The organism is Allocoleopsis sp., from assembly GCF_036703385.1.
Classification (GTDB): Bacteria; Cyanobacteriota; Cyanobacteriia; order Cyanobacteriales; family Coleofasciculaceae; genus Allocoleopsis.
Genome location: NZ_DATNPA010000278.1, coordinates 12,500 through 28,286, shown reverse-complemented (window position 1 = coordinate 28,286; position 15,787 = coordinate 12,500). Strand labels below are relative to the sequence as shown.

Here is a 15,787-nt window from a genome sequence, read left to right as displayed (position 1 = left end):
TTGTTACAATACTTTACAGAGTCGCTCCTGTCGGTTCCTATTTAATATGAATCTTAAAACAGTTTCCCCAGCCCCCTCCGAAATAGACTCAAATCTCGTGCCGGAAAAGCAGATTGTGCCAGTGCAAGCTGAACCCATAGCCGTTGAGTATGAAGTCAGTCCAGCGCCCATCCCATCGGAAGCGTTAGCGAATCAACCCCCTGTTTTCGTGACCGAAGCGCTGCGTTACGATCCTGTAGCGATTACGGCTCAATACAGTAAGGCTCCCCTACAAGTGTTAGGGCGGATCTTCAATATTGCCTTCCCCTCTCTCTCTTTCGCCTTGGGTCTATGGTGGGATCGCGTCGTAGGACGCGATCCGATCAACAATCGACAGCGAGCGATTCAGCTGCGGAAAATTTTGACGAATCTAGGACCCGCCTATATCAAGGTAGGACAGGCGCTCTCCACGCGACCAGATTTAGTGCCGCCAATTTTCTTGGAAGAGTTGTCGCGGCTGCAAGACCAACTGCCGCCCTTTCCCAATGAGGTGGCTTATCAATTTATAGAGGAAGAATTAGGCGATCGCCCACAGGAAATTTATGCCGAACTCACACCCGAGCCCGTAGCGGCGGCTTCCCTGGGACAAGTATACAAAGGCAAGCTCAAGACAGGCGAAACCGTAGCGGTGAAGGTGCAGCGACCCGGACTAGCACGGCGCATTGCTCTGGATGTTTATATTCTGCGACGCCTCGCTCAATGGGTGCAAAACAATATCAAGCAGGTGCGGAGCGACTTGGTTGCCATTATGGATGAATTTGGCAGCCGCATCTTTGAGGAAATGGATTATGCCCACGAGGGGCACAATGCTGAGCGTTTTGCCGAGCTTTACGGTCACATTGAGGATGTCTACGTCCCTAAAATTTATTGGCAATACACCGGGCGTCGTGTGCTGACAATGGAGTGGATTACGGGCACGAAGCTAACCAACATGGAAGCGATTAAGGAGCGCGGCATCGATGCGCGGCATCTGATCAATGTAGGGGTTCAGTGTTCCCTGCGGCAGTTGCTGGAACATGGCTTCTTCCATGCTGACCCTCACCCCGGTAATTTGTTGGCGACGCCAGAAGGGAAGTTGGCTTACCTGGACTTTGGCATGATGAGTGAGGTCAAGCCCTATCAGCGTTACGGTTTGATCGAGGCGGTTGTTCACTTGGTGAATCGTGATTTCTCCGGTTTGGCTCACGACTACGTAAAGTTGGAGTTTCTCACGCCGGATACGGACTTAACGCCGATTATTCCCGCGTTGGCGAATGTGTTTAGCGATGCCTTGGGCGCGAGTGTAGCGGAACTGAACTTTAAGAGCATTACTGACCAGTTGTCGGCGCTGATGTATGAGTATCCGTTCCGGGTACCTGCTTACTATGCGCTGATTATCCGCTCATTGGTGACGTTGGAAGGGATTGCGATTAATGTCGATCCAAACTTCAAGGTACTCTCGAAAGCGTATCCTTACATCTCAAAGCGTCTGTTAAGTGACCCGGCACCGGAATTACGAGCTTCTCTGAAGGATTTGCTGTTTAAGGATGGTAGTTTCCGCTGGAACCGTCTGGAAAACTTGCTGCGAAATGCCGCTATCAGCCAGGATTACGACCTGAATAAGGTGTTGAATCAGGCGCTAGAGTTTCTCTTCTCAGAACGCGGTGACTTTATTCGAGAGCAGTTGGTGGATGAGATTGTAAAGGCGATCGATGCCTATGGGCGTCGGACGTTGGATAATGTCAGTTATTCTCTGCTCAAGCGAATTGGGTTGGCAGAAGAGAATCCATCACCAGTGACAACGGGAGCTAATGCTCAGACAGCGGAGCACGTTAAGCGAATTTGGGAAATTTTGCAAGATACACCCGGTTTTGACCCGATGCAGTTGGTTCCGGTGATTCCTCAGTTGTTGATGAAGCCAGAAACGCAGAAGATGGGTCAAAAAATTGCGGGAGGTTTGGCGCAACGGGTAATTGCCCGGATGATTCGCGAGGCTTTACTCCAGGATGCACCGCCGGAAGAGGCCCCAAAGGGTCGGAAACCAGCACCCGCACCTAAGTTAGTTCGACCTCAGGCTGCGATCGTTCAACACTAGGGAGAGTCTTTCGCTTCGGCTGCATTCCTTACATGTAAATTTTTGTGGAGCGGGCTGTCTTGCCCGCTTTTGGTTTTATGTAGGTTTTTTCAGTTGCATCACTGGTAAACTTTGTGCGATCGCTTCAATCTCTCCAAAAATCGCTGCACTACATCATCGGGGTATTTAAAGCATTCATTCGAGTCGAAGTGATGAACCCAGACACCGTGGTCTAGAAAAAAGCTATCTCGTTTGTGGTCTTCTGCGGCGACATAGCAGCACCCATTGTTAGTCGTAGTCTAAGCTGCTTCGCCTCTAGTTTACACTAGTGCTGTTGACAAAAATCTTGTGGGATGGGCATTTCGCCCGTCCCGACTATGTAATTTAAATGTGGAATAGCTTATTACCTAAGAAGACAGGTAAAGCAATAGCTGCTAAAAATCCAAACACGGGTGTCAGTCTGCGATCGCCTATGGTATCTTCCTGCGTCTTACCTCACATCACTAGGAGAGTCGGTTCAATTCATAGTAGGGGCAATCACAAGGGGATTGCCCCGTCAGGGTTAGGCGTAACCCTAACCCACCCGATACCTAAACAGGTCAATTAAGACTACCCACAATTACACGCTCAATTTGTGACTGATCGAGCGCACGACCAATCAGCACCAAGCGAGTCTGACGCGGTTCTGTTGCTTGCCAAGGACGGTCAAAGAAAGACTCTAAGCGATCGCCTACACCTTGCACAACCATCCGCATGGGTTTGTTGGGAATACTGACAAACCCTTTAATGCGGTAAATTTCTTCGTCTTGCACCAATTGTTTCAACGTTGCTGTTAATGCTTTCGGCTCGAAGGCTTGGTCTAAAATGATGTGAATTGAGTTGATATCATCATCATGGTCGTGGTCTTCCTCGGCGTCGTGATGACTGGGACGAGCCTCTAAGTTATCTTCCACCGCCGCATTGAATCCCAGCAACAAATCAGGGTTAATCTCACCATTACGGCAGGAAACCACCTTCACCCTCTCAGGCAATTGCTGGCGCAACCAGTCCTGTACCTTGGTTTGAGTCTCAGCATCCACCCGATCAACCTTCGTTAGTAGCACCAAATCAGCACAAGCCAACTGGTCTTCAAACAGTTCCTCAATGGGTGTTTCATGCTCTAGATTGGGGTCAGCCTCCCGTTGTGCTTGTAAGGCATCGAGGTCACCGACCAGAGTACCCGATGCGATCGCTTCACAATCTACAACCGTCACGACGCCATCCACCGTAGCACCCGTGCGAATCTCAGGCCAACGGAAGGCTTGAACAAGGGGTTTAGGCAAGGCTAGCCCAGACGTTTCAATCAGCATACAGTCAAGCTGTTCGCGACGATTGAGCAGTTCTTGCATGGTGGGAAGAAATTCTTCCTGGACGGTGCAACACAGGCAACCATTCGTCAGTTCCACAATGTTGTTAGCCGCTTCTTCTTCTTCACACACTTGACAAGAGCGCAACAGCTCTCCATCAATTCCAATTTCGCCAAACTCATTAACAATAACGGCGATTCGTCGTCCCTGGTTGTTTTGGAGTAAGTGGCGAAGCAACGTTGTTTTGCCGCTACCGAGAAAGCCAGTCACAACCGTAACGGGAATTTTGGCACCCATTGAGAACTCCTGCTGAAAGTTACCAAACTTACCATATTAGGCACCCTGAGCAGAAGCTTACAACGAAGGAATGAAAATTCTTAACTTACCCCTACCCTACCCCTTCGGGGAACGCTTTCGCGAACGGGTTCTCCTTGGGAGTACGGGGAACGCTACGCGAACAACCGTCTAACCTTCAACTCATTTTTCAGACAGACGTTTCCCACACCCTCTAAGGCGCTAAGCGTTGAATTGTCCAACTACCATCTTCACTCCGTCGATACAGTAAGCGATCGTGCAGGCGGCTGGGACGCCCTTGCCAAAACTCAATCTCGTCTGGAATCACTCTAAAACCTCCCCAGTGAGGCGGGCGCGGCACCGGCTTATTCTCGTATTCATCCTTGAGTTGCTCTAATCGTTGCTCCAGCACCTCCCGGCTTTCGAGTACTTGACTTTGATAGGACGCCCAAGCACCCAGCTGAGAACCTTTTGGACGGCTGTGAAAATACCGATCCGACTCAGCCTCTGATACCTTCTCAACCCGACCCTGAATGCGTACCTGTCGCTCTAACTCTGCCCACCAAAAAACGATCGCTCCCCAAGGATTCTCCTCCAACTGCTTCCCTTTGTAGCTCGTATAGTTTGTAAAGAATGCAAAACCCCGCTGATCGTACTCCTTGAGCAGCACCATCCGAGCAGAAGGTTTACCATCCAATGTAGCGGTAGCAATTGTCATTGCATTCGGTTCTGGTAACTCAGCTGTCAGTGCTTGGTCAAACCAGACTTTAAACTGCTCAAATGGATTAGGCTTTGCTTCCCTTTCCCTTAACCCTTGGAAGGTGTACTCTTTGCGCAAATTCGCTATTGTTGTTTCCATCTTTCGTTCCCTGCCGTTTTTTTTTACTCTAGTCAGTTGAAAAGCAAGTTTTGGTTATAAAATTTAACCCCAATGAGCCGCTACCCCAAGTTATTTTCCATGCACCGTTGGACCTACTTGCAACGCCTCCTGTTTTTTGGGCTTTCAGGTCCACTTTTGGCGCTCAATCTCTGGATTTTGTCTCAAATTTTCCGCTATTTCGAGCATCTGATTGCCCTGTTAACCATTTCAGCCATTCTTGCTTTTTTGCTCAACTATCCTGTCCAGTTCATAGCGCGGTTCTATCGAAGCCGATCACAGGCTGTGATTGTTGTTTTATTGTTAACCTTGGCAATCTTGGTCATTCTCGGAATCACTCTAGTCCCCGTTGTGATTGACCAATTCACCCAACTGTTAAACAATATCCCAGCTTGGTTAGAAGCCAGTAATGATAATCTTGAGAAATTGGATACTTGGGCAAAACAACGTCATTTGCCGCTCAACCTCAAATCTTTCGGCACTCAAGTCTATACTCGCATCGAAAGCCAAGTCCAAGTCCTAGCTACTCAGGTCGTTGGATTGGCTATAGGGACACTATCGGGACTATTCGACACGGTCTTGGTTATTGTCCTAGCCTTTTATATGCTGCTGTACGGCGCAGACCTTTGGCGAGGTCTAATTAACTTACTACCCCCTAAAATCGGGTTACCTTTTAGCGAATCCCTACGCCTGAATTTTCAGAATTTTTTTATCAGCCAAATCCTCCTGGGATTATTTATGGTTGCTACTCTGACCCCAATATTTTTGGTTTTAAGGGTGCCCTTTGCCCTGCTGTTTGCCCTGCTCATTGGCATGGCTGAACTGATTCCTTTCATCGGGGCCACTTTGGGTATTGGCCTAGTGACAATTTTGGTCATGCTCAACAGCTTTTGGCTAGGAGTTCGGGTGGCAGGTGCCGCTCTGCTCATGCAGCAAATCAAAGACAATATCCTTGCCCCTCGATTAATGGGTGAGTTTATTGGACTCAATCCCATCTTAATTTTCATCGCTTTATTAGTCGGAGCTCAGAGCGCTGGAGTCTTTGGCGTAATCGTTGCTGTCCCCATTGCTGGAACGATTAAAGGTACTCTCGATGCGCTCCGCCTACTGCATCAGCCCAAAGTAGTACCCACCGACATGGTGCCCACTAAACCCTCGATCCGAGTGAGCACAGAGGAGTGAAGTAGAGGGCAGGAGCAGAAAATAGGGAGATGGGGAGGGGCAGAGGGAGACAAGTTAAAATTCCAAAGTTACAACTGTAAAGAGGACGGATTCTCCATTTTCCCTCTTGTAAAATTAGCAAGCAATTGCAAGATTCAAGGATTCAGCTGATGCGACAGATTAATTTTTTGATTATTTTTGCTATGTGTTTGGCTTTGGTTTTATTTAGTTTGCAAAATACCGAGCCTGCTGTCATTCGCATTATCAATGGCGTTCAGGTACAAGCACCCCTTGCGATTGAACTGATTTTGGCAATGGGTCTGGGTGCTATCCTAGCTTGGCTTTTCAGCATCTGGGCGCGGTTGCAGCAGCAGCTAGACTCCCTGAAATCTAAACGCCAAATTCGTACCAAAGAACAGAAAATTGAGCAATTGGAGCAAGACATTGAACGCTACAAAGCAGAACTCGAACAGCTACAGTTACCTGCTCTATCGGCCTCTACATCCCTGACAGAAGAAGTGGCAGGTTGAAGAAGGTTAGAAGGTTAGAAGGTTGGCAGATTAGCAGGTTGTGAAGGTTGTCTGTTCACGTTCCAACTGACGCTATGGCTGCTAGGTTACTGTTCCACTTTCTAACCTTCCAACCTTCAACTTGCCAACCTTCCAACCTCCAACTTGTACAACCTTCCAACCTTCAACTTGCCAACTCTCCAACCTCCAACTTGCCAACCTTCCAACCTTCAACCCTCTAACAGCAGTTCGCCATGACTGGAACACCCGCTAATGAAGCGATCGCGCTCCTCATCGATTTGGCACAGCGAGGGGAAATTGACCCTTGGGATGTCCAAGTGATTGAGGTGATTGACCGCTATTTAAGTACTTTGACACTAGGGAATGATGCGGAACCCGGACGGCGTGATGCCGATTTATCTCAGTCGGGGCAAGCTTTTTTGTGGGCATCCATGCTCGTTTTATTAAAAGCTGATACTTTGATGCGTCTAGGGGAACCAGAAGAGCCAGAACTTACCGAACTACAGGAGGACCTCGACGCCTCAAACGAATCTCGGTTACCGCTACATCTCGAACGTCATCTGCGCCGTCGGAGAGCGGCCCCACCTCCCAAAAGACGACCAGTTACACTCTCTGAGCTGATTGAGCAATTGCAGCAGATGGCTACACAGCTGGGGGAAGCCCCTGTGCGCCAGAGAACTCTTCGCCCCCGCCCTCAATCTCGGACTCAAGCCGAAGCAGCGATCGCTCATTTGGCTCATGATGAAAATCTAACCGAACTTGCCATGCACCTAGAAGGATTTCTCTCCTCCCATTGGCAAGAAGTCTCAGCTGGAAAAGATTGGCTAAATTTAGAACAACTGCTAGAGTGGTGGACGTTGTCATCAGCCACGTCGGGTACTGCCGATTCCCTTCGGGATAGCTTGGCTTCCCACGAAGTGGTGATGGAGACAACTGAACCAAAAGCCAGTGACCGGGTTGGAGTCTTTTGGGCGCTGCTACTCTTGTCCGCTCAGTCCAAAGTGGAGTTATTTCAAGAGGAGTTCTACCAAGACCTACAAATCCGTGCGCTGAGGTAAATCACTTAGGGTTGCTCTCTTTGACTGGGGATTAGAAACTGGGTCAGCAGAAACATGAAGTATGAAGTACAACAATTGGACGCAAGGGTTGGGCGACTTACCTTTAATCTCGTTTAACTTTCATCCTTCAGGCTTCAGCCTTGTTTTCATCTTCAATTCCCTTTTTGATCAGGGTTTGAAGCTTGGTTAAGCTATATTTCAAGGGAGAAACTGTTTTCCGTTTCATAAAAGATAGAATTACCCGTTGCCGTCACTTTCTCTGAGGGAGTACGGTGGAAGTAAACTCGGTGAAAATGAGTTCAAAGACCTGTAAACTTCCTAATCAGGAAGGAACAGGGTTGTCAGTTTGGCCTTGGCTGCCGACAGCGCGGACTTTCAGAAGCTTCCCTTGGTGGCTCCCTAAAAGTGTCATTCTCTGCCGATAGTCGGTAAGCGTATAGCATAGTCTATCGTTTTGTTAACTGAGTGCTGTCACTTTTCCTAGTCAATAGGAACAAGCCTACAGACGAAAGTCCAACGTGTCAGCGACGGACTGGTTAAAATCAGACTCAATTCACCAAACTAAAAATTTGTGGCCTAGGTTGAGGAAGAAAAATTCATGAAAGCCATGATTCTGGCGGCTGGTAAGGGGACGCGGGTTCGTCCCATTACTTACACTATTCCCAAACCCTTGATTCCCATCCTGCAAAAACCAGTGATGGAATTTTTACTAGAACTGCTACGACGGCATGGCTGTGACCAAGTCGTCGTTAACGTCAGTCATCTAGCTAACGAAATTGAAAGTTATTTCCGCGACGGACAACGCTTCGGCGTCCAGATTGCCTACTCCTTTGAGGGTCGAATTGTAGATGGTCAATTGGTTGGAGAAGCCCTCGGATCGGCTGGCGGAATGCGGCGTATCCATGACTTTTATCCTTTTTTCGATGATACGTTTGTGGTTCTGTGTGGCGATGCCCTGATTGACCTCGACTTGACGGCAGCCGTGAAGTGGCACAAAGAAAAGGGTGCAATTGCTACCATCGTGACAAAATCTGTGCCCCTAGAGCAGGTACCTAGCTACGGTGTCGTTGTCACGGACGAAACCGGTCGGGTAAAAGCTTTTCAGGAAAAGCCCTCCGTGGAGGAAGCGCTCAGTACCAATATCAACACCGGTATTTATATTTTTGAGCCAGAAGTTTTAGATTATATACCCTCTGGTCAAGAATATGACATTGGTGGAGAGTTATTTCCGAAGTTAGTGGAAATGGGCGCTCCGTTTTATGCGGTGCCGATGGATTTTGAGTGGGTGGATATCGGCAAAGTTCCCGACTACTGGCACGCCATTCGCAGCGTCCTCCGGGGCGATATTAAGAACGTGCAGATTCCAGGCAAAGAAGTATTTCCAGGCATCTACGCCGGATTGAATGTGGCGGTTAATTGGGACAAGGTGGATATCCAAGGCCCGGTTTATATCGGTGGTATGACCCATATAGAAGATGGGGCCAAGATTATTGGGCCGACGATGATTGGTCCCAATTGCTGGATCTGTAGCGGGGCAACCGTTGATAACAGCGTGATTTTTGAATACTCTCGTCTGGGAGCAGGAGTACGCTTGGTCGATAAACTGGTGTTTGGACGTTACTGTGTGGACAAAACAGGTGCAACCATTGACGTTCAGGCCGCAGCCCTGGATTGGTTGATTACCGACACTCGTCGAACTCTACCATCCCAGGAACCCGCAGAACGACAAGCGATCGCAGAACTCCTGGGAACAGATGGGTAGTTTGAAAGCGATGCGATTGAGTGAGTTCCAAGCGGGCTAAACACTCGCCATTAAGCAGCCCCCATCTGGGACTGACTCCTATACAGCTACAGCTGAATTGACGATAGATGAGTTGGCGACTCATCGGGCTCTTCATGGATCAGCTACCGGATGGTCATGCTGTCTTGGCACTTAACCTTAACGCTATGTAATCAACCTTGCCTTCCTGAGTAGGACTCGTACACATCCGAAGTTAACTACTCAGATAAGTGTAACGGCTCAGGCTTTTCTCATAGTTTTGTAGCAGTAGTTGAGATTCTTCCAGCGTAATTCGATTCTCTTGCAGAGCTTGCTCGGTGCGGCGGCGGATACTCTCGACCAAGTCTTCGGCGTCGTACTGCACGTAACCTAGGACTTCTGTCATGGTGTCGCCTTTAACCACATGTTCAATTTCATACCCCCTAGGGGTTAATTGGATGTGGACGGCGTTAGTATCTCCAAACAGGTTGTGTAGGTTGCCCATAATCTCCTGGTAGGCACCGGCAAGGAATAAACCCAAGTAATAGGGTTCTTTGGATGTTGGCTTGGAGGGATTAGGGCTTGGGGATGAAGCCCTTTCCCCTCCCTCCCGGAGAGGGTGTAGTTCCAACACCGATTTCACATCTCGCAGGTCAATAAATTGAGCGATCTTGCCATCGCTGTCACAAGTGAGGTCAGCCAAAATCCCCCGGTGCGTCGGTTCTTCATCGAGTCGGTGGATAGGCAGAATCGGGAACAACTGGTCAATCGCCCAAGAATCCGGTACCGATTGAAAGACGGAGAGGTTGACGTAGTAAATCGACGCCATCGTTTTTTCCAGGTCTTCCAAGTCATCGGGGACGTAGTCCTGAGTTCTGGCAATTTCGAGAATCTTGTGGCAGCAAGCCCAATATAGCTGCTCAGCTCTGGCCCGCTGGGTGAGGCTGAGATAACCGAGACTAAAGAGGCTCTTCGCTTCTTCGTTGAACTGGAGAGCATCGTGGTAGGCTTCTTGGTAATTCTCGACGTTGATGGTACTGTAAGTCTCCCAAAGGTTGCGGATAATCAGATGCTCTTTTTCCCGCAGTGGTGCAGGTGTTTCTGAAGGGACATCGCTAGTACCCAGAACATCGAAGACGAGCACGGATTGGTGGGAGGCGATCGCGCGTCCACTCTCACTGACCAATACTGGCACGGTCAACTGACGCGCCTCACAAGCTTCCTTTACCTCGGCAACAATATCATTGGCATAATTTTGCATGTTGTAGTTTTTCGAGGCATAGAAGTTTGTTTTGGAGCCGTCGTAGTCGATCGCTAAGCCACCACCCACATCGAGGTACTGCATATTAGCCCCCAAAGCGCTCAGCTCAACATAAATTTGACTAGCCTCTCGGATGGCGTCTTTGATGACCCCAATGGCAGAAATTTGAGATCCAATATGGAAATGTAACAACTGTAAGGAACTAAGCATCCCAGCTGTTCGCAGTTGCTCCACGCAACTCAGGATTTCAGGAAGTGTCAGACCAAATTTTGCGCGATCGCCAGTTGATTCTCCCCAACGTCCTGTGCCTTTTGTACTCAGCTTAGCCCGAACCCCCAATACCGGTTCGATCCCTAACCGATGCGCTGCCTCAATAACCAACGGCACTTCTTCGAGCTGTTCTAGAACAATCACAGGTTTATGCCCAATGCGTATCGCTAATAGGGCTGTTTCAATATATTCCCGGTCTTTGTAACCATTACAAATGAGTAGGGAATTGGGCGTCTTCAACGTTGCCAGGGCAATCATCAATTCGGGTTTAGAACCCGCTTCTAGACCGAATTGATACGGTTGACCAAATCGCACCAAATCTTCAACCAGATGCCGTTGCTGGTTACATTTGACGGGAAAGACGCCTTGGTAAGTGCCGGGGTACTTGTAACGGGCGATCGCTTTGGCGAAACAAGCATTCAACCGCTCGATCCGGTCTTCCAAGATATCTGAAAAGCGAATTAATAGGGGCAGCCCTAGGTTGCGCTGTCGCAGGGACTCCACGAGTTCAAATAAATCGAGAGAACCGCCTCGATCGCCTTTGGGAGAAACTGTAACATGACCGGCTGCGTTGATCGAAAAGTATGGCTCACCCCACCCCTGAATCCGATAAAGCTTCTCACTGTCCTCTATAGTCCAGGATTTAGAGGGAGATGGCGGATGAGATTGATGGGTTTCAACACCAGCAGTGGATTTACTTTTGACTGGCGTCTCATCACCGTTAGCGCTGGCGTCTACGATGTTGCCGATTTTGGGCGTCAGCTTTGCCCCCATTCTCTTGAGTCCCTTACCAATTACTGTCTGCGATCGCCACTCTAGCGCATTTGCTGGTGAGCGAAGAATTTTAACTTAGCTTAGTTGAAAATCGTCTAAGTGCGATCGGGTTGTACACGATGCCGGAGGCAATCACACCTTTGGGCGGGGCTTCAGAGGCAAATGCCTCAGAAATAAGGAGATAGGTAGAAGGGAAAGCCATGCTAAAATTCCCAAAGTATGCGACCTGCACCCTGTCAAAGTACTATCTATCCCCCAAACACGGAACAAAGCTGAATATCAGCCCTGTTGAGTGGAAAGATAGCCAATTTAAGTTCCAACAGAACTAAATTATTTAGGTCACCACATCTGGGAGGGCTTTCCACCTTCAAGCTCTGTGTTGGGGCTCAAACAAGCTGATTGGGTCACCTTAGTGTCTCAAACCAGAAAAGCTTAGATAACATTGACAAGAGGACATTCTCCATTGGGAGAGTTAGGGAACAATCCTTGTTAGCTAGCTCACCCCGAGGGTCGAAATCAGTAACATAAGCCTTAAATCTAGAGTGCGACTAGGTTATGTCACAAAGTTGTTCCACTTTCAAGGCGAAAAAGGAAATTTGCTTTTTGGCATTATTATTTTAGGAATGTTCAGTCAATCTATGATTAGAGTGCCACTGAACGCCTCTCAAAGATTATCCTGACTGTTAAGGGCGTCAATGCTCAACTCATCTAATAATCCTTCTGAACTACAACACCGCTTACAGTCTTTCAAACTGTTACTCTACAAACATCCGTTTGTCTTTTGCGGTGGACTGTGGCTAGTACTAGTCTTGCTGGGTGGAGTAGCTACTTTGGGTCTTGTCAACGCAGGGCCAATGGAGGATGGGGGGTCTCGACGATTACCCTCTCTCACGACCTTTGAGAAGGTTACAGCAAAACCTCACACCCTCAAAATCTGGAAATCATCTACGCCAGCGCCAACTCCTCTTACGACTCAGAAGGAATCTACGCCAGAACAAGTCCCTTTTACGAGCCTTGAGGAATCCGCGCCGAAACAAGATTTACCCCTGTCGCTGTTTGCTGCAATTGCTTTGGGATGTGCAGGAGGTTCCTTATTGCTGACTCAAATTCTGAAATACTCCGCTCAGAGTGAACAAAATTCAAAGCGGCTAAAACCCACAGGAGCAATCCGCAGAAAACGGCGAACGCCACCGACAAAAAGCGGCTCTATTCCTAGGACGCCACAGCCCGTTAGTTCACAATCAAACGTGCAGGCTCTCAACCAGCCAATAACAACAACTAATAGGCACCTGGCTCAGATAACTGTGTTGCCCCCCGAACAGAGCCATCCTCTCGATGGGGGAAAAGAGAGCCTTGCTGACATGATGGATTTACGCAAGCGACACTCGCTTTCGTCGCTGATGCACCATAAATAAGTTATAAGTCCGAATAGGCCTGGAACGTTAACAGGTTAGGACGTTGGTCGATTGCCAAAAAGCTAGGAGTACAACCTTCTGCCTCCAACGTTCAACCCTTGAACCACTGCTTACTTTGCTCCTAAAAGCGATCGCCATTCTTGAATCGTTTTCTCTGTCCACAACCAGTTTTTGCTCAGGGCGTCGGGATTAAAGTTAACCGGGTCATTGCTCATGACGTATTGGCGCATATTCAGCGATTTACTCAACAGACTTGCCCGCTTATCCGCTGGCTGCTTTTGAGCCTCTTGCCGCAATCCTAGGGCAAACCCAGCATAGATAGTCAGCGTTTCTCCCTGGGGATTATCTTTTGCTAGAGTTGCCCCAGCTTGTGATTCTTTGAGCGCTTGCAGTGCCTCAAACCAAGCATTATTGGCACGAGCATAATTGCCTTCAGCGTAGTAGGCGAATCCTAGTGCGGTGAGGTATTTTACCGATTTCGGCTGCCCTTTCCGCGCGGTTTCCCAATAACGTCGGGCATCGCTCAAATCGTAATCCTTGCTCCCCTTTTTGATAGACTGCCATGCCAAGCGGCCTCTTAAGAAACTGACAGCTGGGTCATCCAGTCGCGATTTGGGCACAACAGCTAAGGCGGCATCGGCTGATTGTAAGGCTTCCCGGTTCAGCAATTCCTCTACGTTGTTTTGTCCTTGAGCAATGTTTCCCTGACTAAGTTGTTCGATCGCCATAGCTGTAACCTTAGAGGTATCAGCTTTTGTTGCATCGCCCGTTTTATCGGTTAAGGGTTGAGTTGGAGAGGGGGTTGGCTGTATCCCTCCGATTTGCGGATTACGGCTTTGGAACACCCAAAAACCCAACAGAGCGATCGCTAAAGCTCCAGTTGCCCCTAAAATCATCCACAACCGAGGGACAGCCTGTAACTTTTGCCACCAGATCTGGATACCTGTTGCCTTTGGGCGCTCAACCACTTGGGTGGTATTGGCAGAAGCCAAAGCTTGGGTAGCTGATGTCTCTGTTCTCCCAGGCGATGAACTGGTTGCTGATTCCTTCCTCGAAGAAGGTGTTGCCTCAGAGGAATGGGCTGGTAATTCCCAGCTAGCGGCCTGGGACCGCTCTCTTGAACCATTCTCTGCGTCAACATTTGGCGACGCCACTTCAGGGTTCGGTGGCAATGGATCCATCTGACTGAGTAAGCCCCTAATAAAGGCAGCGGGGTCATCCGCGTCTGGCTCGTCAGAGTCTAAGTCCCTAGGAAATCCGTCTAACTCCTCCTCATCCTCTGAAGGAAGGGGAGGTCTTGCAGAACGTGTGAAAATTACATCATCCGCTTTAGGAAGTAAGGACGTATCCGGCGGTTCAGGGATGAAAAACAACCCTTCCCGTTTCTCTGGATTGTCATTCGGTAGGAAACCATCGAACTCGGGATGGAGATAAAGAACAGGCAGAGCCCAATACAACTGGTTTGAGCCGTAAGCAGAAATCAATCCCTGCCGCGCCCGACTGAGGCTCAGATCGATGGGATAACCTTGATTCAGGTTACGGTACAGCAGTCGCGTTAGGGTCAGTGCGACTTCATCAGGAATGCGCTCAGCCATTGCCAAAACACCGGGAATCCCCCGCTTCACCACGGCTTCTGCCAGATTCCGCTCTTTTCCATTTTCCAGGACATTGGATGCGGCTGTATAGGCACCGCGACAGGAGTTAAAGACGGCTAGCTGGACGCCATTATTCACCAGTAATCCCGCTAAGTCATCACCGTTTAGAGTTTCTGTGAGACCTGTTCTGTTACTGACTAGGTAGACATCCCCACCGGAATCACCTAGGTTACTGTGACCCGCGTAATGGAAAACTTGATAATGGCCTTGTTCTAGGGCTTGAGTGAGCTGTTCGCGTCCTGGCTGTTCCAGAACAGTCAGTTGAATTGCGGGGGGACCATTGGGAGTACGCCTCTGAAGTTCTTCTTGTAGGTGGCTGGCCTCTTGCGCCAGTTCTAACATTTCCTGGTCACTCGGACCGGAAATCACCATGAGAATTTTCAGGGGTTGATTCGGTGAAGAGGGAAATGTCTGCCTAGGGTTCCAAACTCCTGGCCCCAACTGGTAGCGGGAGAAGGCGACATCGATACCTGTAGCCAGGGGGCGATCGCCAGCGTGCATCACTTCCCAAGGTAAGCGAGGTAAGCGTGTACCTTTGAGTCCCAAGCGCAACCGTAAAACCTGGCGTTGATTTTGAGCGATCGCTTGTGCCATCATCCAGCTATCTCTCAGGCTTCCTTGAAACAGAGCATTGTACAGTTCATGACCTAGCTCTACCAGGTTTCGCGTGGATGGATTAGCGGGTTCATCCCATTCCGACAAGAAAAAGACATCTTCAGTAAACGCCCCACCCCCCTGCAACAATCCCAAGAGCGGGTCATTCATCAATTGACGCGCCTGAGCTAACCAGTTCTCCATCGGCCAACGCACTTGTTCTTCTGCCAATGGGACTCCTGGGGCGACGCGTTCAATTCGCACCAAATACTCGTCTTCTCCTAAGGGAGTCACAGAGATGTGAAATTCCTGTGCCACTGCTACTTGGTCAATCCTGCTTAATTTCGAGGACATTTAGCTGAATCATGAAAAGGCTTGAGGATGCAATACCCCTATCTATATGTTAGATACCTTCAATTGTCTGAAAGTTTCCCACCTTTAAGTTGGGGTTTCCTGACAAACAACAGCCATTTGAGACTTTGAGGATTAGGGAGCAACTTTTCCAATTTTTCCGGATGACTACTGCCCATCTCGGAAGAGTGGAATGGTAGATGCACCCTGATTGACATTCCCTGGCTCACCGGTTTGAGTCGGGGATTTTTTTTTGAGAAAGCGGGAGGTAAGAACTGAGGGATTAAACTGAAAACGGTTATGGGTTTTTCGCCTAACACCTCGTTCACCATTGTAGGACGCAAAGAGGA

The 15,787-nt window shown here is 49.0% G+C and carries 12 protein-coding genes; 7 read left to right on the top strand and 5 right to left on the bottom strand.

What is annotated here, in order from left to right:
- The first annotated feature begins 46 nt into the window (after nt 1-46).
- Together V6C93_RS13335 and V6C93_RS13330 are read left to right on the top strand one after the other, a co-directional pair.
- Nucleotides 47-2,113: an AarF/ABC1/UbiB kinase family protein gene (locus tag V6C93_RS13335; RefSeq protein ID WP_333477143.1), complete on the top strand. Its 2,067-nt coding sequence runs from the start codon at nt 47-49 to the stop codon at nt 2,111-2,113.
- A 367-nt stretch (nt 2,114-2,480) separates the two neighbouring features.
- A complete protein-coding gene (locus V6C93_RS13330; RefSeq protein WP_333477142.1) occupies nt 2,481-2,699 on the top strand; it encodes a hypothetical protein in 219 nt (72 codons plus the stop codon).
- Here V6C93_RS13330 and cobW read toward each other — a convergent pair.
- Complete coding sequence (gene cobW / locus V6C93_RS13325) at nt 2,692-3,735, bottom strand: cobalamin biosynthesis protein CobW (RefSeq protein ID WP_333477141.1); 1,044 nt, start codon at nt 3,733-3,735, stop codon at nt 2,692-2,694. The genes V6C93_RS13330 and cobW overlap by 8 nt on opposite strands.
- A gap of 211 nt (nt 3,736-3,946) precedes the next feature.
- Complete coding sequence (gene pdxH / locus V6C93_RS13320; protein ID WP_333477140.1) at nt 3,947-4,591, bottom strand: pyridoxamine 5'-phosphate oxidase; 645 nt, start codon at nt 4,589-4,591, stop codon at nt 3,947-3,949.
- 99 nt (nt 4,592-4,690) lie between these two features.
- Here pdxH and V6C93_RS13315 point away from each other — a divergent pair, with 99 nt between their 5' ends.
- The 4 genes from V6C93_RS13315 to V6C93_RS13300 all read left to right on the top strand — a co-directional run bounded on the left by V6C93_RS13315 (nt 4,691) and on the right by V6C93_RS13300 (nt 9,120).
- Nucleotides 4,691-5,791: an AI-2E family transporter gene (locus V6C93_RS13315; protein WP_414644168.1), complete on the top strand. Its 1,101-nt coding sequence runs from the start codon at nt 4,691-4,693 to the stop codon at nt 5,789-5,791.
- Nucleotides 5,792-5,940: 149 nt separating this feature from the next.
- Complete coding sequence (locus V6C93_RS13310; protein WP_333477138.1) at nt 5,941-6,300, top strand: LapA family protein; 360 nt, start codon at nt 5,941-5,943, stop codon at nt 6,298-6,300.
- Nucleotides 6,301-6,533: 233 nt separating this feature from the next.
- Nucleotides 6,534-7,358 (top strand): segregation/condensation protein A, encoded by an 825-nt coding sequence (locus tag V6C93_RS13305; protein ID WP_333477137.1) that lies wholly within the window; start codon nt 6,534-6,536, stop codon nt 7,356-7,358.
- 598 nt (nt 7,359-7,956) lie between these two features.
- Entirely contained in the window at nt 7,957-9,120 is a 1,164-nt protein-coding gene (locus V6C93_RS13300) for a sugar phosphate nucleotidyltransferase (RefSeq protein ID WP_190498520.1), read from the top strand.
- Between the two features lie 232 nt (nt 9,121-9,352).
- Here V6C93_RS13300 and speA read toward each other — a convergent pair whose 3' ends face one another.
- Nucleotides 9,353-11,422, bottom strand: coding sequence for a biosynthetic arginine decarboxylase (speA, locus tag V6C93_RS13295; protein ID WP_333477136.1), 2,070 nt, complete (start codon nt 11,420-11,422; stop codon nt 9,353-9,355).
- 70 nt (nt 11,423-11,492) lie between these two features.
- Nucleotides 11,493-11,624: a hypothetical protein gene (locus tag V6C93_RS13290; protein WP_333477135.1), complete on the bottom strand. Its 132-nt coding sequence runs from the start codon at nt 11,622-11,624 to the stop codon at nt 11,493-11,495.
- Nucleotides 11,625-12,117: 493 nt separating this feature from the next.
- On the opposite strand from V6C93_RS13290, the gene V6C93_RS13285 reads away from it, so the two are divergent.
- Nucleotides 12,118-12,837 (top strand): hypothetical protein, encoded by a 720-nt coding sequence (locus V6C93_RS13285; RefSeq protein ID WP_333477134.1) that lies wholly within the window; start codon nt 12,118-12,120, stop codon nt 12,835-12,837.
- 110 nt (nt 12,838-12,947) lie between these two features.
- Here the strand turns inward: V6C93_RS13285 and V6C93_RS13280 are convergent, their stop codons facing one another.
- Nucleotides 12,948-15,440, bottom strand: a complete 2,493-nt coding sequence (locus V6C93_RS13280) for a CHAT domain-containing protein (protein WP_333477133.1) — start codon at nt 15,438-15,440, stop codon at nt 12,948-12,950.
- Between the last annotated feature and the right edge of the window lie 347 nt (nt 15,441-15,787).